This window comes from Streptomyces sp. YIM S03343, assembly GCF_054729195.1.
On sequence record NZ_JBPUKX010000001.1, the window covers coordinates 1,276,829 to 1,298,102 of the forward strand.

At 71.9% G+C, this 21,274-nt stretch carries 14 protein-coding genes and 1 pseudogene; 7 read left to right on the forward strand and 8 right to left on the reverse strand.

Features of this window, described 5'->3' with window-relative positions:
* Genes ACSYGN_RS05750 through ACSYGN_RS05760 form a run of 3 tightly spaced genes read right to left on the reverse strand, consistent with a single transcriptional unit; the run spans window position 1 to window position 3,064 of the window.
* Complete coding sequence (locus ACSYGN_RS05750) at window positions 1-969, reverse strand: ATP-binding cassette domain-containing protein (RefSeq protein ID WP_460392500.1); 969 nt, start codon at window positions 967-969, stop codon at window positions 1-3.
* 5 nt (window positions 970-974) lie between these two features.
* Window positions 975-2,051 (reverse strand): ABC transporter permease, encoded by a 1,077-nt coding sequence (locus ACSYGN_RS05755; protein WP_460392502.1) that lies wholly within the window; start codon window positions 2,049-2,051, stop codon window positions 975-977.
* On the reverse strand, window positions 2,051-3,064 hold the full coding sequence (locus ACSYGN_RS05760) for a sugar ABC transporter substrate-binding protein (RefSeq protein WP_460392504.1): 1,014 nt from the start codon (window positions 3,062-3,064) through the stop codon (window positions 2,051-2,053). The genes ACSYGN_RS05755 and ACSYGN_RS05760 overlap by 1 nt, the downstream gene beginning before the upstream one ends.
* Before the next feature lie 341 nt (window positions 3,065-3,405).
* On the opposite strand from ACSYGN_RS05760, the gene iolC reads away from it, so the two are divergent.
* The 3 genes from iolC to iolB all read left to right on the forward strand — a co-directional run bounded on the left by iolC (window position 3,406) and on the right by iolB (window position 6,440).
* Window positions 3,406-4,425 (forward strand): 5-dehydro-2-deoxygluconokinase, encoded by a 1,020-nt coding sequence (iolC, locus tag ACSYGN_RS05765; RefSeq protein WP_460392506.1) that lies wholly within the window; start codon window positions 3,406-3,408, stop codon window positions 4,423-4,425.
* A 220-nt stretch (window positions 4,426-4,645) separates the two neighbouring features.
* A complete protein-coding gene (locus ACSYGN_RS05770) occupies window positions 4,646-5,524 on the forward strand; it encodes a Cgl0159 family (beta/alpha)8-fold protein (RefSeq protein WP_460392508.1) in 879 nt (292 codons plus the stop codon).
* A 16-nt stretch (window positions 5,525-5,540) separates the two neighbouring features.
* On the forward strand, window positions 5,541-6,440 hold the full coding sequence (iolB, locus tag ACSYGN_RS05775) for a 5-deoxy-glucuronate isomerase (RefSeq protein WP_460392510.1): 900 nt from the start codon (window positions 5,541-5,543) through the stop codon (window positions 6,438-6,440).
* Window positions 6,441-6,514: 74 nt separating this feature from the next.
* On the opposite strand, the gene ACSYGN_RS05780 is transcribed toward iolB, so the two are convergent.
* The 3 genes from ACSYGN_RS05780 to ACSYGN_RS05790 form a co-directional block, all read right to left on the reverse strand.
* Window positions 6,515-7,273 carry an SDR family NAD(P)-dependent oxidoreductase gene (locus tag ACSYGN_RS05780; protein ID WP_460392512.1) on the reverse strand — a complete coding sequence of 253 codons (759 nt, stop codon included), beginning with the start codon at window positions 7,271-7,273 and terminating at the stop codon, window positions 6,515-6,517.
* 2 nt (window positions 7,274-7,275) lie between these two features.
* A complete protein-coding gene (locus tag ACSYGN_RS05785; RefSeq protein WP_460392514.1) occupies window positions 7,276-8,454 on the reverse strand; it encodes an acyl-CoA dehydrogenase family protein in 1,179 nt (392 codons plus the stop codon).
* Between the two features lie 250 nt (window positions 8,455-8,704).
* Window positions 8,705-9,277 carry a TetR/AcrR family transcriptional regulator gene (locus ACSYGN_RS05790; RefSeq protein WP_460392516.1) on the reverse strand — a complete coding sequence of 191 codons (573 nt, stop codon included), beginning with the start codon at window positions 9,275-9,277 and terminating at the stop codon, window positions 8,705-8,707.
* A gap of 249 nt (window positions 9,278-9,526) precedes the next feature.
* Between ACSYGN_RS05790 and galE the strand changes: the two genes are divergently transcribed.
* From galE to ACSYGN_RS05805, 3 genes and pseudogenes are all read left to right on the forward strand, one after another.
* A complete protein-coding gene (gene galE / locus ACSYGN_RS05795) occupies window positions 9,527-10,585 on the forward strand; it encodes a UDP-glucose 4-epimerase GalE (RefSeq protein WP_460392518.1) in 1,059 nt (352 codons plus the stop codon).
* A 263-nt stretch (window positions 10,586-10,848) separates the two neighbouring features.
* A complete protein-coding gene (locus tag ACSYGN_RS05800; protein ID WP_460392520.1) occupies window positions 10,849-16,410 on the forward strand; it encodes an aminotransferase class I/II-fold pyridoxal phosphate-dependent enzyme in 5,562 nt (1,853 codons plus the stop codon).
* Window positions 16,411-16,486: 76 nt separating this feature from the next.
* Window positions 16,487-17,206: pseudogene (locus ACSYGN_RS05805) on the forward strand (class I SAM-dependent methyltransferase); the annotation flags it as partial.
* Here ACSYGN_RS05805 and ACSYGN_RS05810 read toward each other — a convergent pair.
* Window positions 17,091-19,070: a glycoside hydrolase family 15 protein gene (locus ACSYGN_RS05810; RefSeq protein ID WP_460392522.1), complete on the reverse strand. Its 1,980-nt coding sequence runs from the start codon at window positions 19,068-19,070 to the stop codon at window positions 17,091-17,093. The pseudogene ACSYGN_RS05805 and the gene ACSYGN_RS05810 overlap by 116 nt on opposite strands.
* A 140-nt stretch (window positions 19,071-19,210) precedes the next feature.
* Here ACSYGN_RS05810 and ACSYGN_RS05815 point away from each other — a divergent pair, with 140 nt between their 5' ends.
* Window positions 19,211-20,014 carry a TetR/AcrR family transcriptional regulator gene (locus tag ACSYGN_RS05815; RefSeq protein WP_460392524.1) on the forward strand — a complete coding sequence of 268 codons (804 nt, stop codon included), beginning with the start codon at window positions 19,211-19,213 and terminating at the stop codon, window positions 20,012-20,014.
* A gap of 113 nt (window positions 20,015-20,127) precedes the next feature.
* Here ACSYGN_RS05815 and ACSYGN_RS05820 read toward each other — a convergent pair whose 3' ends face one another.
* On the reverse strand, window positions 20,128-20,790 hold the full coding sequence (locus tag ACSYGN_RS05820; protein WP_460392526.1) for an NUDIX domain-containing protein: 663 nt from the start codon (window positions 20,788-20,790) through the stop codon (window positions 20,128-20,130).
* Window positions 20,791-21,274: the final 484 nt, after the last annotated feature.

The window sequence follows — 21,274 nt, forward strand, 5'->3', positions numbered from 1 at the left end:
TCAGGGGGTTCCTTCCTTTGTCGGGTCGGCGGCGGGAGCGGTGGGCTCCGCTTCTCCGGGGAGGTCCTCGACGTCTTCGGGGAGGTCCTCGACGGCCACTCCGCGCACCTGCGCCAGCTCGTGCTTGAGCGCGACGAGTTCCGCTCCGCCCGCCATGTGGTTGGTCAGTTCTTCGAGGCTGACCTCGGCGCGGGAGGCGGAGAGTTCCAGGGTGCCCAGGCGCAGCACGCTGAAGTGGTCGCCGACCAGGTAGGCGTGGTGCGGGTTGTGGGTGATGAAGATCACGCCGAGTCCGCGGTCGCGGGCGGCGGCGACGTACTTGAGCACCACGCCGGACTGCTTGACGCCGAGCGCGGCGGTGGGCTCGTCGAGGATGAGGACGCGGGCGCCGAAGTAGACGGCGCGGGCGATGGCCACACACTGGCGCTGGCCGCCGGAGAGCGTGCCGAGGGGCTGCTCCAGGTCGTCCAGGATGATGCCCATGTTGCGCAGTTCCCGGTCCGCGGTCTTCTTCATCCGGGCGATGTCGAGGCGGCGCACGGGCCAGGGGCCCTTGGTCATCTCGGAGCCGAGGAAGAAGTTGCGCCACACCGGCATCAGGGGCACGGTGGCCAGGTCCTGGTAGACGGCGGCGATGCCCTTGGCGAGGGCCGCGCGGGGGCTGGAGAGGCGCACCGGGGCGCCGTCGACGAGGAAGTCGCCCTCGGTGTGCTGGTGCAGCCCTGAGATGATCTTGATCAGGGTGGACTTGCCGGCGCCGTTGTCGCCGAGCACACAGGTGACCTTGCCCGCGTGGACGGTGAGGTCGACGCCGTGCAGGGCGCGTATGTTGCCGTAGGACTTGCCCGCGTTGCGGAGTTCGACCAGCGGCTGGCCCGTGTCACCGGACGCGGTGTCCTGGAGGACGGCGCCGTGGGTTCCGGCTTCGTTGTTCGTCATATGGGCGTTCGTCGTGTGGGCTTTCGTCATGTCGGTCACCTTCGGGTCGCCGCGCGCTGGACCCACAGATTGATCAGTACGGCGCCGAGCAGCATCACGCCGAGGAATGCCTTGAACCAGTCGGGGTTCCAGCCCGCGTAGACGATGCCCTGCTGCACCATGCCGAACATGAAGGCACCGAAGACCGTCCCGATCGCCGAGCCCGCACCGCCGGTGAGCAGGCAGCCGCCGATCACCGCGGCGGAGATGTAGATCAGCTCCTGGCCGACCCCCTCGCCGGACTGCACGGTGTTGAACGTGAACAACTGGTGCATGCCGATGAACCAGGCACCCAGACCGACGGTCATGAACAGGGAAATCTTGGTCAGGGCCACCGGGACGCCCACGGCGCGGGCGCTGTCCTGGTTGCCTCCGACTGCGAAGATCCAGTTGCCGAAGGTTGTGCGCAGCAGGACCCAGGTGGCGAGGGCCGCGAAGACCAGCCACCACACGACGGTGATCTTCACCTCGACGCCGAAGACGTCGAAGGACGAGGCGAAGATCTTCCTGGCCTGGTCGAACCCGTCCATGTCACTGATGTCGTCGGTGGCGACGTTGTCGGTGACCAGTTTGGTCACGGCGAGGTTGGCGCCCTGGAGGATCAGGAAGGTGGCCAGGGTGACCAGAAAGCTGGGCAGCCCGGTCCTGACGACCATCCAGCCGTTGAAGAAGCCGATCGCCAGGGACAGGATCAGCGCGAGGATCACGCCCATCCAGACGTTCATGGTGAGCTGGTAGCTCAGCATGCTCGCGGTGAGCGCCGAGCTGATCACGGCGACACCGGACGAGAGGTCGAACTCGCCGCCGATCATCAGCAGGGCGACGGGCAGGGCCATGATGCCGATGGTCGACGACTGGTAGAGGACGTTGGCCATCGAGCTGCCCTCGCGCACCGGCGGGGCGGTGACGAGGAAGAACACATACACGGCTACGGCGCCGAGGAAGACGCCGACTTCCGGGCGGGCCAGCATCCGCAGCGCGAGGGAGCGCTGGAGAGTCCGGCCGTCGGTCTCCTCAGGGCCGGAGGCCGGCGGTGTGGTCACCGCCGGCTCGGCACGCTGGGTCATGGTCATCACCGGGTGCCCTTCGCGGCGTACTGCGCCACGGTGTCGACGTTGGTCTTGTCGACGAAGGCCGGACCGGTCAGCACCGGCTGCTCGCCACCGCCCATGTAGTTGCCGTTGTTCTTGTAGAGCCACAGTGAGTCGATCGCGAGATAGCCCTGGAGGTACGGCTGCTGGTCCACGGCAAACTCGATGGTGCCCTGCTTGATGGCACCGGTGAGCTGCTTGTTGAGGTCGAAGGTGGCGATCTTCGCCTTGCTGCCGGCGTCGGCCACGGACTGCACCGCGGTCAGCGCGAAGGGGGCGCCGAGGGTGGCGATGTAGTCGATGCTCTTGTCCTGCTTGAGCTTGGCGGTGATCGTCGACTTCACGGACGGCATGTCGGTGCCCGTGACGTAGAGGATGTCGGTCTTGCCGGAGAAGGTCTTCTTCAGACCGTCGCAGCGCTGGGTCAGACCGACGTTGCCCTGCTCGTGGATGACGCAGACGGTGTGCTTGGCGCCGACCTGGTTGAGCTTCTTGCCGAACGCCTCGCCGGCCACGGACTCGTCCTGGCCGAAGAACTCCGTGAGGCCGAGCTTCTTCCAGTCGCTCACGCCGGAGTTCAGGCCCACGACGGGTATCTTCGCGGCGGTCGCCTTGCCGACCGCGTCCTTGAGGGCGTCGGGCTTGGCGAGGGTTATCGCGATGCCGTCGACCTTCTGGTCCACCGCGTTCTGGACCAGGGTGGCCTGGTTGCCGGCGTTGGGGTCGTGGGAGTAGACGAGCTTGATGTTGTCCTTCGCCGCGGCGGCCTCGGCACCCTTGCGGACGATGTCCCAGAAGGTGTCACCCGCCGACGCGTGGGTCACGAGCGCGACGGTCATCCGGGGTGTGGTGGCCTTGCCCGCGGAGGCGTTGGTCCCGCTCTCTTCGGACTTCTTGCCGCCGGAACTGCTCGAGCAGCCCGCGAGTGCCAGGGCTGCCGCGGCGGCGACAGCCACGATGGGGGCGAATCTGCGGGAGCGAGTAGAGCGGTCCATTCTTTGCTGCACCTCACTGTTGCTTTCGGGCTGTGGTGATCGGTAGTGATCGGTTTGTTTTCGCGAAGATCCCGGGGAGTCCGTGATCCTTGACCACCGGATCGTATGCCGTGGAACCGGCTCGTGCGCCGGCTCAGGATCCAAGCCCGTAAAGCAACCGCTGTCCATACTTTGTACAGACATTAATTCAGGAGCAGGTCAGAATGTAAGTACAAAACATTGACACAACAGGCGAAAGACACCTACACCTGAAGGGCGAAAGGCCCCCCGGACCGGTGCTCGGTCCCGCTCCGCAGCATTCCGTACGGCTCGCATTCCCCGCAGCTCGAAAGGCTTCACACATGGCCGAAACAGCCCACCCCTTCGACGTCATCACGATGGGCCGTATCGGAGTCGATCTCTACCCGCTGCAGACCGGCGTGCCGCTGGCGCAGGTCGAGACATTCGGGAAATTCCTCGGGGGCTCGGCCACCAACGTGGCCGTCGCGGCAGCCCGCCTCGGCCGCACCACCGCGGTCGTCACCCGCACCGGCGACGACCCGTTCGGCACCTATCTGCACCAGGCGCTCAAGGAATTCGGCGTCGACGACCGCTGGGTGACACCCGTCGCGGAATACCCCACACCAGTGACGTTCTGCGAGATCTTCCCGCCGGACGACTTCCCGCTGTACTTCTACCGCAGTCCCAAGGCCCCCGACCTGGAGATCCACACCGGTGAGCTGGACCTCGACGCGATCCGCGCCGCCCGGATCTTCTGGATGACCGGCACGGGTCTGAGCGAGGAGCCCAGCCGCTCCGCCACGCTCGCCGCCCTGGACGCCCGCGCCAAGGCCGGCATCACCGTCTTCGACCTCGACTGGCGCCCCATGTTCTGGCGTGATCCCGACGCTGCCCGCCCCCACTACGCGGAGGCGCTGCGGCACGCCACGGTCGCCGTGGGCAATCTCGACGAGTGCGAGATCGCCACCGGGGTACGCGAACCGGGCGCCTGCGCCGAGGCGCTGCTCGCGGCGGGCGTGGAGCTGGCCGTCGTCAAACAGGGGCCCGCGGGTGTCATGGCCGTGCACCGCGACGGCCGCTCGGCCCAGGTGCCGCCGATGCCCGTCGACGTGGTCAACGGCCTCGGCGCGGGCGACGCCTTCGGCGGCTCGCTGTGCCACGGGCTGCTGTCCGGCTGGGACCTGGAGCGGATCATGAGGTACGCCAATGCGGCCGGTGCCATCGTCGCCTCCCGGCTCGCCTGCTCCTCCGCGATGCCGACCCGCGGGGAGGTCGACGCCCTCCTCGCCCGAGCGGTCACAGACACCGCGCGTGCCGAGGACGCCGCACGTACCGAGGACGTCACGAGCGCCGCTGACTGACCCGCCACCCGGTCCGCTGACTGACCCGCCACCCGGTCCGCTGACTGACCCGCCACCCGGTCCGCTGACTGACCCGCCACCCGGTCTGCGGACTGCCGACACCCGGACCGGCGCGCGGGCGGACACCCGGCAGCAGTGCACAGGCGGTCACCCGGGCGGGCACCCGGCCTGCCCGGCCGCCCCCCGAACCACCGGCCACCCCGAACCGATGGAGCCTCCCTTGACCATCAGCATCCCCGATCTCCCCGCGGTGCGGGCCCGGCACCCCGAGGCCGTGACCGAGGCCGCGGCCCGCCGAGCGCGGCGCCCGATGATCGGCGCGAGCGGCCGACTGATGATCGTGGCCGCCGACCACCCGGCCCGTGGCGCGCTCGCCGTCGGCGACCGCAAGTTCGCCATGGCCAACCGCGCCGACCTGCTGGAACGTCTCTGTGTCGCCCTGTCGAGGCCGGGCGTCGACGGCGTGCTCGCCACCGCCGACATCCTTGAGGACCTGCTGCTGCTCGGGGTGCTGGAGAACAAGGTCGTCATGGGCTCGATGAACCGCGGGGGCCTCGCCGGGGCCGCGTTCGAGATGGACGACCGCTTCACCGGCCACCGCGCCCGGGACATCGAGCGCCTGCGCTTCGACGCGGGCAAACTGCTGCTGCGCATCGACTACGACGACCCCGGCTCCCTCACCACCCTGGAATCCGCCGCCCGCGCGGTCGACGCCATGGCGGCCCGTCGGCTGCCGCTGTTCATAGAACCGTTCATCTCGCGCCGCGTCGACGGCCGGATGCGCAACGACCTGTCGGGAGAGGCGGTCACCCGGTCGATCGCCATCGCCTCGGGCCTGGGCGGCACCTCCGCCTACACCTGGCTGAAGCTGCCCGTCACCGACGACCCCGACGACATGCCCGCAGCCCTGGAGACGTCCACCCTGCCGGTGGTCCTGCTCGGCGGAGAGGTCGGCGGCGACCAGGAAGGGGCATACGAACGCTGGCGCAAGGCCCTGCGGCTGCCCACCGTCCAGGGCATGGTCGTCGGCCGCTCCCTGCTCTACCCGGCCGGGGGCGGTGTCGCCGAGGCGGTCGACACGGCCGTCGGCCTGCTGTGAAACGGAGACGATCACCATGACCCCGAGCGTTCATCACCTGCCCGCAGGCAAGGCCGCCGACGGCCCCTACGCGGTCGACGTCACCCCCGAGAAGGCCGGCTGGGGCTTCTCCGCCCTGCGGGTGCTGGAGCTGGCGCCCGGCGGGTCGCACACCTTCGGCAGCGGTGAGAGCGAGTGGATGGTGCTGCCGCTGTCCGGGGCGTGCACCGTGCGGGCCACCGACGACTTCGGCCAGGACGACTTCGAACTGCACGGCCGCGCCGATGTGTTCAGCGGCGTGAGCGACTTCGCCTACGTCCCCCGCGACGCCCGGGTGACCGTCGCCTCCGCCGGGGGCGGACGGTTCGCACTCACCGGCGCCCGCTGCACCCGGCGGCTGCCCGCCCGTTACGGCCCCGCCTCCGAGGTGCCCGTGGAGCTGCGCGGCACCGGCAACTGCTCGCGCCAGGTCAACAACTTCGGCGCGGCCGGGGTGTTCGAGTGCGACAAGCTGATCGCCGTCGAGGTACTCACCCCCGGTGGCAACTGGTCGTCGTTCCCGCCGCACAAGCACGACGAGCACCGGCCCGGCGAGGAGTCCGTCCTCGAAGAGGTCTACTACTTCGAGTTCGCCGCCCACGACGGCACCCCCGGCCTCGGCTACCAGCGGGTGACACCGTCCGGCCCGGGCCGGGACACCGATGTGCTCGCCGAGGTCCGCTCCGGCGACGTGGTCCTCATCCCCGACGGCTGGCACGGGCCGTCCATGGCGGTGCCGGGCCACCACATGTACTACCTCAACGTGATGGCGGGCCCGGATCCCGACCGCGCCTGGCTGATCTGCGACCACCCGGACCACGCGTGGATCCGCGGCACCTGGCCCGATCAGCCTGTCGACCCCCGCCTTCCCCTGTACACCGCCGCCCCGGCCCGGTGAGATCCCGAGGCCGGGACGGCGGCCGGGGTCAGCGAGGGGCCGTGCACGGGGTCAGCGAGGGGCCGTGCACGGGGTCAGCGCGGGGCCATGCGCAGGGCGCCGTCCATGCGGATGGTCTCGCCGTTGAGGTAGTCGTGGCCGACGATCGCCAGGACCAGGTCGGCGTACTCCTCGGGCCGGGCCAGACGCTGCGGGAAGGGCACCCCGGCGGCGAGGGAGGCGCGGAACTCCTCGGAGACCGTGGCGAGCATCGGCGTCTCGACGATGCCGGGGGCGATGGTGCACACCCGGATGCCGTACTGCGCCAGATCGCGGGCGGCGGGCAGGGTCAGGCCGACGACTCCGCCTTTGGAGGAGGAGTAGGCGGCCTGGCCGACCTGGCCGTCGTAGGCGGCGATGGACGCGGTGTTGATCACTACGCCGCGCTGCCCCTGCTCGTCGGCCTCCGTCTCGGCGACGGCCTCGGCGGCGAGCGCGAGGACGTTGAAGGTGCCGATCAGATTGACCTGGACGACCTTGGCGTACAGGGCGAGGTCGTGCACGCCCTTCTTGCCGAGGATCCGCATCGACGGCCCGATCCCGGCGCAGTTGACCACCGTCCTCAGCGGCACCCCGGACCCGGCGGCCGTCGCCACCGCGGCGCCCACCTGGCCGGGGTCGGTGACATCGGCGGCCACATAGCTCACGCCGGGCACCTCGGGCGCCTTGTCGACGGCGTCCTTGAGATCGACGGCGAAGACCCGCGCGCCGCGCCCGGCGAGGGCCTTCGCGGTGGCCGCGCCCAGGCCGGAGGCACCGCCGGTGACGAGGGCGGCGGTGTTGTCGAGCTGCATGCTCACTCCTTGCCGACGACGGTCAGCACACCGCCGTCGTTCCGGTCGAGCGCCCGGGAGATGACCAGGCGCTGGATCTGGTTGGTCCCTTCGAAGATCTGCATGACCTTGGCCTCGCGCATATAGCGCTCGACGGGGAAGTCACGCGTGTATCCGTACCCGCCGAGGACCTGTACGGCGTCCGTGGTCACCTTCATGGCGTTGTCCGTGGCGACGAGTTTGGCGATGGACGCCTCCCGTGTGAAGGGCAGCTCCCGGTCCTTGAGGCGGGCGGCGGACAGTGCCGTCGCGCGGGCGGACTCGATGGCGGCGCCCATGTCGGCGAGGACGAACGCGAGTCCCTGGTGCTCGATGATCGGCTTGCCGAAGGTCTCGCGCTCCCGGGCGTAGCGCACGGCGTGGTCGAGGGCGCCCTGGGCGAGTCCGGTGGCGACGGCGGCGATGCCGAGCCGGCCGCAGTCCAGGGAGGCGAACGCGATCTTCAGGCCCTGTCCCTCGGCACCGATGCGGCGCGTGGCGGGCACCCGGACGTCCTCGAAGCGCATGGTGGCGGTGGCGGAGCCGGTGAGGCCCATCTTCCGCTCCGGCGGGTCTGCGGTCAGTCCGGGGGTGCCGGCCGGGACGAGGAAGCAGGAGATGCCGTGGCCGCCGTCGTCGGAGGTGCGGGCCATGACGGTGTAGAAGTCGGCGTGGCCGCCGTGCGTGACCCAGGCCTTGGTGCCGTTGATGACGTAGTCGTCACCGTCGCGGACAGCGCGGGTGCGCAGAGCGGCCGGGTCGGAGCCGGCGTGCGGCTCGGACAGGCAGTAGGCGCCGAGGAGTTCGCCGGCGAGCAGGTCCGGCAGCCAGGCGCGGCGCTGCTCGTCGGTGCCGAAGCGGGCGAGCGGGAGGCAGGACAGGGCGTGCACGGAGACGCCGACGGCGACGCTGGACCAGACGGCGGCGATCTCCTCCAGGACCTGGAGATAGACCTCGTAGGGCTGGCCCGCGCCGCCGTCCCGCTCGGCGAAGGGCAGCCCCAGCAGGCCGCTGCGGCCGAGGGTGCGGAACACCTCGCGGGGGAAGGCGCCGTCTGCTTCCGCCTCGGCGACCTTCGGGGCGAGTTCCCTGGCGGCGAGGGTGCGGGTCAGCTGGATCAGGTCGGCGGCTTCCTCGGTCGGGAGGGTGCGTGTGGCAGGCATGGCGCCTCCGCGAGACGATACTGAAAGGGGTACGCGAGTATCATTCACGGTACGGGGGTGGGACGCAACGGATTCCGGTCGGGGGCGTGGCATTCGGGTGAGGGGCGGAGGCGGTCGCCGGGGTGGGGTTTTCGCCCCCGCCGCCCTGAGAATCAGCCCCTCCGGCGTTTGAGGAGCGGGGTCACGGGGGCGGAGCCCCCGTGACGGGACGGGAAGGGGCGGCGGGGGCGCAAAACCCCTCGGGGTGCCGTCAGGACGTCACGGCGTGCACGATCAGGGAGGCCAGCTGGTCGTACGCCTCGGCGTCGGTCAGCCCGGTGCGCGCACCGAGCTCCCCCTGCTGGATCTGCCGCATGGTGGCCGCCGCGACCTCGCCCACGAACGCCGCGTGCACCTCGCGGAACGCCCCGCCGGAGACCCCCTCGGCGATCAGCTGCCGCACCCGCTCGGCGGCCGCCCGGGTGTTGGCCTCGTAGACCTCCCGGGCGGGCGGGAAGACCGCCACGTCGTCGAGGAACCGCCGGGACAGCGGCCGCAGCTGCTCCGCGACGGCGGTGAGGTACGAGCGCACCCGGTCCGAGGGCTCGGCGGTCTCGGCGACCCGCTTCTCGACGGCCTCGGTGGCCCCGCGGAAGTAGTGCTTGACCGCCTCCACGACCAGGCCCTGCTTGCTGCGGGCCAGCTGGTAGAGCGTCGTCTTGGAGCAGTGCAGCCGTTCGGCCAGGTCGTCCAGTGTGAGCCCGGCGAACCCCTCCGCCGCCAGCAGGGCGACCAGTCGCTCCAGCAGATCGGACTGACGGGGGGTACGGCGCGGGGACGGCATGATCCAAGACTAGGGCCTGTCCGGCGGATCGAGCCGAGGTCGTGGGGCCGTACCTCCGCCCCGGGTGGGCGGCGGGCGGTCGGCCTTGACTTGCAGGGCCGGGCGGAGCAGAGTCGTACCTAGTCGTACATATACGTCGTAAACATACACTTTACCCGCTGTAACACCCTGTTCTGACACCCCGTCTCGTCCCACCGTCCCAGCGTCCCACCGTCTCTCGGTCACTCCGGAACGCAGAAGGGCCGGACCATGAGCGCACCGTCCACCCTCCTCGTCACCGGCGGAGCGGGCTACCTCGGCAGCCACGCCTGCGTCGAACTGCTGGACCACGGCTACAAGCTGATCGTCGTCGACGACTACTCGGGCGGCTCGCCGCAGGTGTTCGCGCGTGTGGAGCGGATCGCCGGCCGGTTCGTCGGCACGGTCTACGAACTCGACATCCGCGACCGCCACGCCCTGTCGGCCGTCTTCGACCGGCACATGGTGGACGCGGTGGTGCACTTCGCCGGGTTCCCACCCGGACGGTTCCCGGCGCGCAGCCCGATCGAGCACTACGACACCTGTGTCGGCGGGACGACCGCGCTGCTGCGGGCCATGAACGAGCACGGGGTGCACCGGCTGGTGTACTCGTCGTCCTGCGCGGTGCGCGGCAATCCGGCCGGTCCCGACGGTGAGGGAACGGCCGCCGACCGGAGCATCACGCCCCTCACGGTCTCCCAGGCCGTCTGCGAGCATCTCCTCGCCGACCTCTGCGCCCGCCGCCCCGAGTACACCGTGCTGTGCCTGCGCCTGGCCAACCCCGCCGGGGCCCACCCCAGCGGGCTGCTCGGCCAGGACCCGCGCAGCGCCCCCGGCGCCCTGATGCCCTACCTCGCCCAGGTGGCCGTGGGACGGCTGCCGAAGCTGCCGGTGCACGGCGCCGACCACGTCACCCCGGACGGCACCCCGGTGCGCGATTTCGTCCATGTGATGGACGCGGTGGAGGCGTACCGCCTCGCCCTCGACCACCTCGACGACGCGCCGGGCCTGCACACGGTCGACGTGGGCCGCGGCCGGGGGGTCTCCGTGCTGGAGGTGGTCGCCGCCTATTCGCGCGCCTGCGGGCGGCCCCTGCCGTACGAGTTCGCACCGCGCCGTCCCGGCAGCGCCTCCGCACGGGTCGCCGACCCGGGGACCGCGGCCCATGCCTGGGGCTGGCGGCCCACCCGGGACCTCGACGCCATGTGCCGGGACGCCTGGCGGTTCGCACGCCTCAACCCGCACGGCTACGCCGGTTCGGCGCGCCGTATCGAACCGCTCGAGTGCTGACCGCGGAAGTGCCGCCCGCCCCCTGCCAGCGCCCCTGCCAGCGCCCCTGCTGACGCCCCTGCCGGGCGTTCCCGCGCGGAGCGATCCCGCGCTGACGGTCTCGTGCCTCCCGCACTGACGGTCCCATGCCAGGATGCGGCCCGTACCGAGCGCGCCTAGGATCGGGAGGACGAAGCGCCCAGGCCGGGCCGTCGCAGTCGTGCCCGGCCGCGCATCCTCCGGAGACAGAGGAGGCGCTCGACCTGTCTCCCGCCCGACGGATCATGACCGTCTATCTCACACTGGTCGGGATCGTCACGGTCCTGTACATGGTGATTCCGTCCGTCGGGGCCCCGCTCTGGGCCCTGATCGGCCTCGGTGGCACCGCCGCCGTCCTCACCGGGATCCGGCTGCACCGGCCGGATCACACCTGGCCCTGGATGGCTCTCGCCGCCGGCCTGCTGGCCTTCACCGCGGGCGACGCCTATTACAACTTCCAGGAGGCGTACTTCCAGGCGAACAACCCCTTCCCCTCCCCGGCCGACGCCTGCTATCTCGCCGTGTACCCGCTGTTCGCCGCCGGGTTGTTCGGGCTCGTACGGTACCGCTGGGTGGACCGTGACGTGCCGAGCCTGCTCGACGCGCTGATCGTCACCGCGGGTCTCGCGCTGCCGGTGTGGATCTACCTGGTGCAGCCGCTGGCCGTGGAGGGGGACCTGACCTGGCAGCAGCGCGCCATCAGCATCGCCTACCCGCTGGGCGACGTCCTGGTGCTGGCGATACTGCTCAGACTGCTTGCCCCGAGCCCCGGCTACGGCCGCAACCACGCTGTGCGGCTGCTCGTCCTCGGCACCGCGACCCTGCTGTGCTTCGACATCGCCTACGGGATCCTGCAGATCAACGGCAGCTGGCAGGCCGGGACACTGCTCGACTCGGGCTGGATCGTCTTCTACACCGCCTACGGCCTCGCCGCCCTGCACCCCGACATGGTCCGCCTGACCCGCCCCGAGCCCAGCCCGCAGTCCATGCTGCCCCCGGCACACCGCCTTCTGCTGCTGGCCGGGGCCACCCTGATCGCACCGGCGATGCTGATCCTGGAGGAGGAGCAGGGCAGCGTCGACGACGCTTCGGTGCTGGCCGTGTTCTCCACGCTGCTGATCCTGCTGGTGATCTTCCGGCTCACCGGCATGGTCATCGCGCACCGCAAGGCGCTCACCCGGGAACAGGCGCTCGGCACCGCCACCGCCTCCCTGGTGGCCGCAGTGAACCCCGACGAGATCACGCGGTCCTGCAAGCAGGCGGTCGACGCGCTGTTCGGCCCGGAGACGCCGCACCGCACCCTGCTGCTCGCGGCCACGCCCACCCGGGAGCTGTACCGGCATCTGACCGGACCGGACGGCACCGTGCCGCCCGGCACCCTGATCGTCCCCGTCACCCGGGTCGGTCCCGAACTCGGCGCCGAGCTGGGCGCTCTGCCCACCGCCCTGATCAGCCCGCTGGGCAGGTCCGACCACTCCGGCGCCGTACCCTCCGGCGCGCTGCTCGCGGCGGGGCCCGAGCGCATGCTGGCCGAGATGCGCGACTCGCTGGACATCCTGGCGTCCCACGCGAGCCTGGCGCGCGACCGCATCGCGCTGCGCCAGGAGATCACCCGCCGACAGAGCGAGGCGTACTTCCGCACCCTGGTACGCAACGCCTCGGACGTCATCCTGATCGTCGACGACGACGGCGAGGTACGGTACGCCAGCCCGTCCGCGCGGGCCGTCTTCGGCAGCGTCGCCCTCACCGGCACCCCGCTGCGCGCCCTGGTCGACCCGCGCGACCGGGACCGGGTGGACCGCACCCTGGCCTCCCTCGGCCGGCGCGGGCGGCAGGAGAGCCACGACCACTGGTGGGTGCTGCGCGGCGGCGAGCGCATCGAGGTGGAGGTGCGGTGCCGCGATCTGCGGGAGGACGAGACGATCGGCGGTCTCGTCGTCACCCTGCGGGACGTCACCGAGCAGCGGCAGCTGGAGCACGAACTCACCCAGCGGGCCTTCCACGACCCGCTGACCGGCCTGCCCAACCGGACGCTGCTGCTGGAGCGGACCGGGCGCGCCCTGCTGCGCGGGCGGCGCGAGTCCGTGCTCACCTGTCTGCTCTTCATCGACCTCGACGACTTCAAGATCGTCAACGACACGCTGGGCCATGCAGTCGGCGACCATCTCCTCAAGGCCGTCTCCGAGCGTCTGTCGGAGTCGCTGCGCCGTACCGACACCGCGGCGCGGCTCGGCGGCGACGAGTTCGCGGTGCTCATGGAGGACGCCCGGCAGGCCCTGGACGCCGAGCTGCTGGCCGCGCAGGTGATCCAGAGCCTCAACCGGCCGTTCCGGCTGGGCGACACCTACGTCAATGTGACCGCGAGCGTGGGCGTCGCCACCGCTCAGGACAGCCAGAACGCCGAGGAACTGCTCACCCTCGCCGATCTTGCCCTCTACGCGGCCAAGGCCGGGGGGAAGCTCCAGTGGCGGCGGTTCGAGCCGAGGCTGCGGGTGCGCATGGCGGAGCGGCACGATCTGCGCGCCCGGCTGGACGGCGCGATCGCGCGCGAGGAGTTCGCGCTGCGCTACCAGCCCGTGGTCGACATCAGCGAGGGATCCGGGGAGGACATCGTGGGTTTCGAGGCACTGGCCCGCTGGCCGCACGCCCGCCGCGGTCTGATACCGCCCGCCCGGTTCATCCCGCTCGCCGAGGAGACCGGCCACATCACCCCGCTCGGAGCGTGGGTGCTGCGCAGCGCCACCGCCGACATGGCGCGGCTCCAGCAGCGCGTCACGCGTGCCGTGCCGCCGTACGTCAGTGTCAACGTCTCGGGCCGGCAGTGGCGCGAGGCGGGCTTCATGAACGAGGTGTACCAGGCGCTGGACACCCCGGGGCTGCGGCCGGGCTCGCTCCAGCTCGAGCTCACCGAGTCGGTGCTCATGCAGCGGGACGAGCAGATCGACCGGCTGATCAGGCAGTTGAAGAACCTCGGGGTGCGCATCGCGGTGGACGACTTCGGCACCGGGTTCTCCTCGCTGCGGTATCTGCGGGAGTTCCCGCTGGACGTGCTGAAGATCGACAAGTCCTTCATCGACGACATCCCCGGCGACTCCCGGCAGGTCGCCCTGGTCGAGGGCATCATGCACATGGCCGAGACCATCGGCCTCCAGGTGATCGCCGAGGGCGTCGAGCAAGCGGCCCAACGGGACCTGCTGACCGCCATGGGCTGCCATTACGGACAGGGCTTTCTGTTCGCCCGGCCGATGACGGCCGAACAGAGCGAGGCGGCCCTGCTGGGCCCGGACGGGAACGGCTTCGGGCCGGTGGGCGGCGGTCCGGGCGGCGGGCGGCTGGAGCCCCCTGATCCTGATCCGGGGATCGGCCGCCCCGAGCTCTCCCGGACGGAGCTCAGCGGTCCGGAGGCCACCCGGCTGAGGGCCGTCCCGACGGAGACGGACACCCCGGCGACCACCCTGCCGGAGACCCGCCGTCCGAAGGACACCCGGCTGAGGGCCGTCCCGCCGGAGACCCGCACCCGGCCGGAGCTCACCGGTCCCGACAACAGCCACGGAACCACCGCCCACCCCGAGAACAGCCGCCTGACGTCTCTCCGGCCGGAAACCGGCGGACCGGACAGCGGCCCGGATGACACCCGACTGACGGCCACCCGGCCGACAACAGACACCCCGGGACCCGCCCGGCCCCAGCCCGTCCATCCGAACAACGGCCCGCTGAGGACCATCACTCCCGGAGCCGACACCCCGGCGAACACCCGGCCGGAGACCAGCCGTCCCCAAGACAGCCACCTGACCGCCACCCATCCGGAGACCCACCGCCTGACGACCGTCCAACCGGAAACCAACCGACCGGAGAACGGCCCGGATGACACCCGACTGACGACCACCCGGCCGAAAACCGACACTCCCGAGCCCACCTGGCCCCGGCCCAGCCGCCCCGAGGACGCCCGGTTGAGGCCCATCCGGCCTGAGACCGACACCCCGCGGAACGTTCAGCCGAAGCCCTCCGGTCCCGAAGACGCCCGGCTGACCGCCGCCCGGACGGAGAGCGGCCCTCCGATGGCCCTCCGGCAGCAGACCGGCCGACCGGAGCCCGGCGGCCCCGAAGACATCCGGTCGGCGGCCACCCGCCCGGAGACCGACATCCCGCGGAACGCCCGGCCAGAACCCGGCCGTCCGCAAGACACCTGGCCGGCATCACCCCGGCTGGTGACCGTCGCCCCGGAGCACCCCCGGTCCGAGACCAGCCGCTCCCGGGCCGACGGGCGGCCGGAGGACGCCGGGCCGGGGCACGGCCCGGGTGCGGATGGCGAGCCGGTGCGCGGCCGGGATGGAGGTGGCGGCCCTGGGCGCGGCCAGGATGAACGTGGCTCCCCGGAGCGCGGCCCGGAGCGCGGCCCGCAGGAACGTGGCGGCCCGGAGCGCGGCCCGGATGAACGTGGTGGTGCGTATGCGGCCTCCCCCGAGTCGCCCATGACGGGGCGGGCCCCGGGCGCCCGGCCCCCGCAGCACGACGCCGGTACGGCGAAGGCCCTGAACGGGGAGCGGGCAGCCGCCGGGCTCCCGCACCCGCACCCGCACCCACGCCCACACCGGACGGCGCACGCCACCACGCTGGAGGGGTTGCGGCTGGTCAGTCCGATGAGCGACGCCGTGCTGGACGAGGTGCGCGGGCGGCACATCCGCAGCGGGGACCACTGGCTGATCGACTTCGCGTCCTGCAACTATCTGGGCCTCGACTGGGACCCCGAGGTGATCTCCGCGGTCGAGCCCGCCGTGCGTCGCTGGGGCACCCACCCCAGCTGGTCGCGGCTGCTGGGCAGTCCGAAGCTCTACCCGGACATCGAGGAGCGGCTGACCGATCTGCTCGGCGCCGAGGACACCCTGCTGCTGCCGACGATCACGCTGATCCACGCGGCGGTGATCCCCGTCCTGGCGGGCGACGGGCATGTCTTCGTCGACGCCACCGCGCACAAGACGGTCTACGACGGCTGCGTGGCCGCCCGCGGCCAGGGCGCGACCCTGCACCGCTGCCACGCCGGCCGCCCCGACGAGCTCGACGCCCAGCTCCGCAACACCCCGGCCGGCGGGCCCCGGCTGGTGTGCCTGGACGGCGTGGACAGCATGACCGGCAACGTCCCCGACCTGGCCGCCCTGGCCGCGGTCTGCCGAGGCCGCGGGGCGACGCTCTACGTCGACGACGCGCACGGCTTCGGCGTCATCGGCCAGCGGGGGCCGGACGAACCCTGCCGCTACGGCTCGCGCGGCAACAGCGTCGTACGGCACACCGGTGAGTCGTACGACGGCATCGTGCTCGTCGGCGGGTTCTCCAAGGCGTACTCGTCGCTGCTGGCCTTCCTCGCGCTGCCCACGGCGCTGAAGAACCATCTGAAGACCGCCGCGGGCCCGTATCTCTACTCCGGCCCCTCCCCCACCGCCTCCCTGGCCACCACGATGGCCGGGCTCGACGTCAACGACCGCCGCGGCGACACGATCCGCACCTCACTGCACCGCAGGACGATGCGGCTCCTCGACCATGTCGGCCGCCTCGGTCTGGACGTCCCCTGCCACGACGAGCTGCCGATCGTGGAGATCCCGCTCGCCGACCCGGAGGACCTGGACAAGGTCGGCACCTTCCTGTGGGACCAGGGCATCTATGTCACCCTCGCCGCCCACCCGCTGGTCCCCCGGGACCGGGTCGGCTTCCGCGTCCAGGTCACGGCGCTGAACTCGGACGCCGACATGGACCGGCTGAACGACACACTGTCCGCCCTCGACCAGCGCGGCGCCCTGCGCCACCGGAGCTGAGACGGTGACCGTACCGAGCCGCGACGCGCGCGGCACCCGGAGCGCACCCGCCACTCCCGCCATCCGCAACGACGCCATCCGCAACGACGACGTCGACTGGGACAGCTGGCCCGTCGAGGACTACCTCGCCGAGAACTACCGCGAACTGCACCCGAGCGACGCCGCCGTCATCGCCCATCACGCCGCCTACTACCGCACCCTCCCGGCGGACGGTGTGGCGCGCTCGGTCGAGTTCGGCGCCGGGCCCAATCTGTACCCGCTGCTCCAGGCCGCCGCCGTGAGCCGGAGGATCGAGGCGGTGGAGACGGGCGCGGCGAACGTCACCTATCTGACCCGCCAGCTGGAGCACGGCCCCGACCCCGCCTGGCGGCCCTTCCATGCCCTGTGCCGGCGGCTGGACCCCCGGCTGTCGCCCGCGTTGCCCACGGCGCTCGCGCGGGTGCGGGTGGTGCACGGCGACGTACGGGCGCTGCCACCCGGGCGGTACGGGCTGGCGTCGATGCACTTCGTGGCCGAGGGCGCCGGGGAGGACTTCGCCGAGTTCACCGAGTTCTGCCGGCGCTTCGCGGCCTGTGCGGTGCCGGGCGGGCATCTGGTGGCGGCGTTCATGGAGAACATGCCGACCTACCGGATCGGCGCCGCCTCCCGCTGGCCGGGCTGCCCGGTGGACCCGGACGCCGTCACCGAGGTGTTCGCGCCGCTGACCGAGGAACTGACGGTGACCCGGATCGACTCCGACCCGACCCTGCCGGACTACGGCGACTCCGGGATGGTGCTGCTGACAGCGCGAACGCGGTTTCGGCCAGGGCGACATGGCTGACCGCATAGGGGATGTCGCCCAGCTGCCGGCCGGTGTCGGGGTCCCACTGCTCGGCCAGCAGGCCCACGTCGTTGCGGACGGCGAGGACCTGCTCGAAGACCTCCCTGGCCGCGGCCGTGCGGCCGGTGGCGGCCAGTGCGTCGGCGTACCAGAGGGTGCAGGCGGGGAAGACGCCCTCCTGGCCGGGCATGCCGTCCACGGGGTGCGGCCCGGTGCCGTCGCCGCCGGGCGCGGGCGCGTAGCGGTGCAGGAATCCGCCGTGCGCCAGGCCGCCGTGCTCCAGGGCCCGCCCGGCCGCCCGTACGGTGCCGAGCACCCGTGGGTCGCGCGGGGGCAGGAAACCCAGCCGGGGCAGCAGCAGGGCGGCGGCGTCCAGGTCGTGGCCGCCGTAGGACTGGACGAAGGAGCGCTGCCCGGGGTCCCAGCCCTGTCGGCACACCTCGTGGTGCACCTCCTCCCGCAGTTGCCGCCAGGGACCGGCGGAGCCGTCCCGGCCGAGCAGCCGCGCCATGGCCAAGGCGCGGTCGGCGGCGACCCAGGTCATCACCTTGGAGTGGGTGAACGGGCGGCGCGGGCCGCGCACCTGCCACAGCCCGTGGTCCGGTTCGCGCCAGTGCGTCGTGAGGTGCGCCATCAGCGCCTCCACGAGCCGCCACCCGTGCCCGGGCAGCGGGATCCCGGCCCGCAGCGCCTCGTGGAGGGCGGCCAGGACCTCGCCGTAGACGTCGAGCTGGAGCTGTCCGGCGGCGAAGCTGCCGAACCGGACGGGCCGCGAGCCGCGGTGACCGGCCAGCCAGGGCGCCTCGGTCTCGGGCAGCAGCCGCCGCCCCTCGACGCCGTAGACGGCCTGGAGTTCGGCGGGGTCGCCGGCGACGGCGCGCAGCAGCCAGTCGAGCCAGGCGGCGGCCTCCTCGCGATGTCCGCCGCGCAGCAGACAGCGGACGGCGCGGGCCGAGTCGCGCAGCCAGCAGTAGCGGTGGTCCCAGTTGCGCGCGCCGCCGACCCAGCCGGGCAGCGAGGCGGTGGGTGCGGCGACCATGCCTCCGGTGGAGGCGGAGGTGAGCGCCTTGAGGGTGATCAGGGACCGTACGACGGCCTCGCGCCAGGGCCCGTCGTAGGAGCACCGGGCGGCCCAGCGGCGCCAGAAGCCGCAGGTCTCCTTGAGCATGGTCTCCGTGGGCAGCCACAGCGGCAGGGGCCGCTCGGGCAGATGCGAGGGCGCCCAGGCGAGCATCAGGGTGAGACGGCGCCCGGCGGGGACGGTGAGGTCGAGGACCGTGGTGTCCGGGAGGCGGGGGCCGTCCAGGGCGCGCGCCGCTCGGGTGCGGTCGTCCTTCGGGTACGGCTCCCCCAGCGGACCGTCGGCGGCGAGCCAGACGGCGTCGGGTCCGGCGACCGCGACGGTGCAGTGGTCCAGGGCGCGGATCCAGGGGACGACACGCCCGTGCTGGAACCTCAGCCGCAGTTCGCTGCGCATCCGCACCTCGCCGGTCAGGCCCTCGACCAGCCGGACCAGGCAGGGCAGCCGGGAGCGCGGCAGCATGAAGTCGGTGACCCGCGCACTGCCGGTGGCGGTGCGCCAGAGGGTGTCCAGGACCAGGGTGCCGGGGCGGTACGACCGCTGCGCGCACCGCTGCCCGCCCGGGCCGCCGCCGGCCCCTGCGGGCGCCAGCCGCCAGAAGCCGTTGTCCGGGGTGCCGAGCAGCGCGGCGAGGCAGGCGGGCGAGTCGTAGCGGGGCAGACAGAGCCAGTCGACGGAGCCGTCCCGGCCGACCAGGGCTGCGGTCTCCAGATCGCCGAGGAGGGCGTGGTCCTCGATGGACGAGGTCGGTGCTTCCATGATCACCGCCCAACGGCACAAATGACGTATATTTACGTCGTATACGTACACACTGCACCCGGGGGTGCGTAGAGTCAACCGAGCACCCTGCGACGCCCGGCAAGGGCACGGCAGGGCGCAGCACGGCAGGAGGACACCCCATGGCAGGACCCACCGTCAGGAGGCGAGGGATGGCCGGAGAGCGGGCCGGTGCGGGGAAGGACCCGGCGCGCACCGTGCGTGGGCGGGGGACGGCCGAGGAGGGCCCGGCGCGCCGGGCCAGCGACCGCGGCCGCTACGGCAGGCTGAGCAGGGAGCGTGTGCTGGCCTGCGCCCTCGAACTGGTCGACCGGGACGGCCTGTCGGCGCTGAGCATGCGGCGGCTGGGCGCCGAGCTGGGCGTCGAGGCGATGGCGCTGTACCGCTACGCCGAGGGCAAGGACGGCCTGCTGGACGGCCTGGTGGAGGCGCTGTTCCTGGAGCTGGACGAGCGGCTGGCGCGGGAGCAGGACTCCGGCGCGGGCCCGGACGCCCCGCCCTGGCGGGTGGAGCTGCACCGGTTCGCCCACGCGATGTACGACGTGTGCGTCGCCCATCCGGGCGTGGTGCCGCTGCTGTCCACCCGGATGCTGGCGGTGCCGATGGCCCGGCGACCGCTGGCCGTGCTGCGCGAGCACGAACGTGTGCTCGTCCTGCTGCGCGAGGCCGGGGCCGACGAGGCCTCCACCGCCGCCCTGTTCCGCGCGGTGACGGCCTGGATGCTCGGCTATGTCTCGGTGGAGCTGCGGCCGATGGTGGACAACCCGGAGGAGTCCGACCCCGCCTTCCGCCTCGGTCTGCACCGGATGCCGGCCCGGGACCTGCCCACCCTGCGCGAGCAGGCCCCGGCCATCGCCGAAGGGGGCGGCCCCGAGGGCCTGGCGGCCGGACTCGACGCGCTGCTGGACCGCTTCTTGGCTCCTTAGACCTGTCGCATTCAAGGCCTCTCAGCACACTGAGCCGCGCCGCCCGGTGGCGCCGCCCGGTGGCGCCGCCGGGTGGCGCCGCCGGGTGGCGACGCCCGATGCCGACGGCGCGTTCACTTCGCGAACGGGCCCTCCAGCGCCGCCCATTGGAGCAGCATGATGGTCTTCGCGTCGGCGATCTCACCGGTGCGGATCATGCCGAGTGCGGTACGGAAGGGCAGTTCGACGATCTCGATGTCCTCGCCCTCCTCGTCCAGGCCGCCGCCCTCGTGAGTGTGGGTGGAGGGGCCGTAGGAGGCGGCGTAGAAGCTGATGCGTTCGGTGACGGAACCCGGGCTCATATAGACATCGAAGACATGCTGGACCTCGCCGACGGTGTGCCCGGTCTCCTCCACCGCCTCGCGCCGCACGGCGAGTTCGGGGTGCTCGTCCTCGTCGTCGAGGACCCCGCCGGGCGTCTCGACCAGCATGCCGTCGGGGTGGCCGTTGACGTACACCGGGTAGCGGAACTGGCGGGTGAGCAGCACGGTTTCACGCTCGGCGTCGTAGAGGAGCAGGGTGGCGCCGTTGCCCCGGTCATGCGTCTCGCGCTGCTGGGTGGTCCAACTGCCGTCGGAGTGCCGGAAGTCGAAGGTGGTGGTGCGCTCGACGTACCAGTGACTCGACAGCAACCGCACGTCCCGCACCCTGACCCGGGGGTTGCCGGTCAGGTCCAGCCCGGTGCGGTCGAGCCCGGTGCGGCCGCGGCGGTCGGGGGTGTCGATCCCGGCGGTCATCGGACACCGGCCGGGCGGGCGGCGAGGGGGTGGATCTCTGTGTTCATCTGTGCCTCCGAGGCATTGTCAGTGCGCCCTGTCGGCGCGATGACCAAGAGTTGGCCGGGCCTACCGCCGGGCTTGGCGGAATGTGAGGTCTGTGGAGCCTGTGCAAAACCGATGGCCGGTACACCAGCCCTCGCCGTTGGTTCGGGTCGGCGACGGTCCGGCAAGCAGAAAGATCAAGCCGCGAGGCTTGAATCCCCCTGCTTCAGCTGGGGAGATGTCAAGCTCGCTTCTATCACGCGGCGGCGCGGCGGGCGCCGGGCGATCCGGCGCCAGGCTGCACCCGCGCACACGACGAAGACCGCCTTCCCATGCCGGAAAGACGGCCTACGCCCCAGCTGTGAGCGTGTCGGGACGACAGGATGTGAACCTGGGGCCTCTTGCCCCCAGTCAAGTGCGCTACCGAGCTGCGTCACGTCCGGGTGCGCTGTCCCGCGGG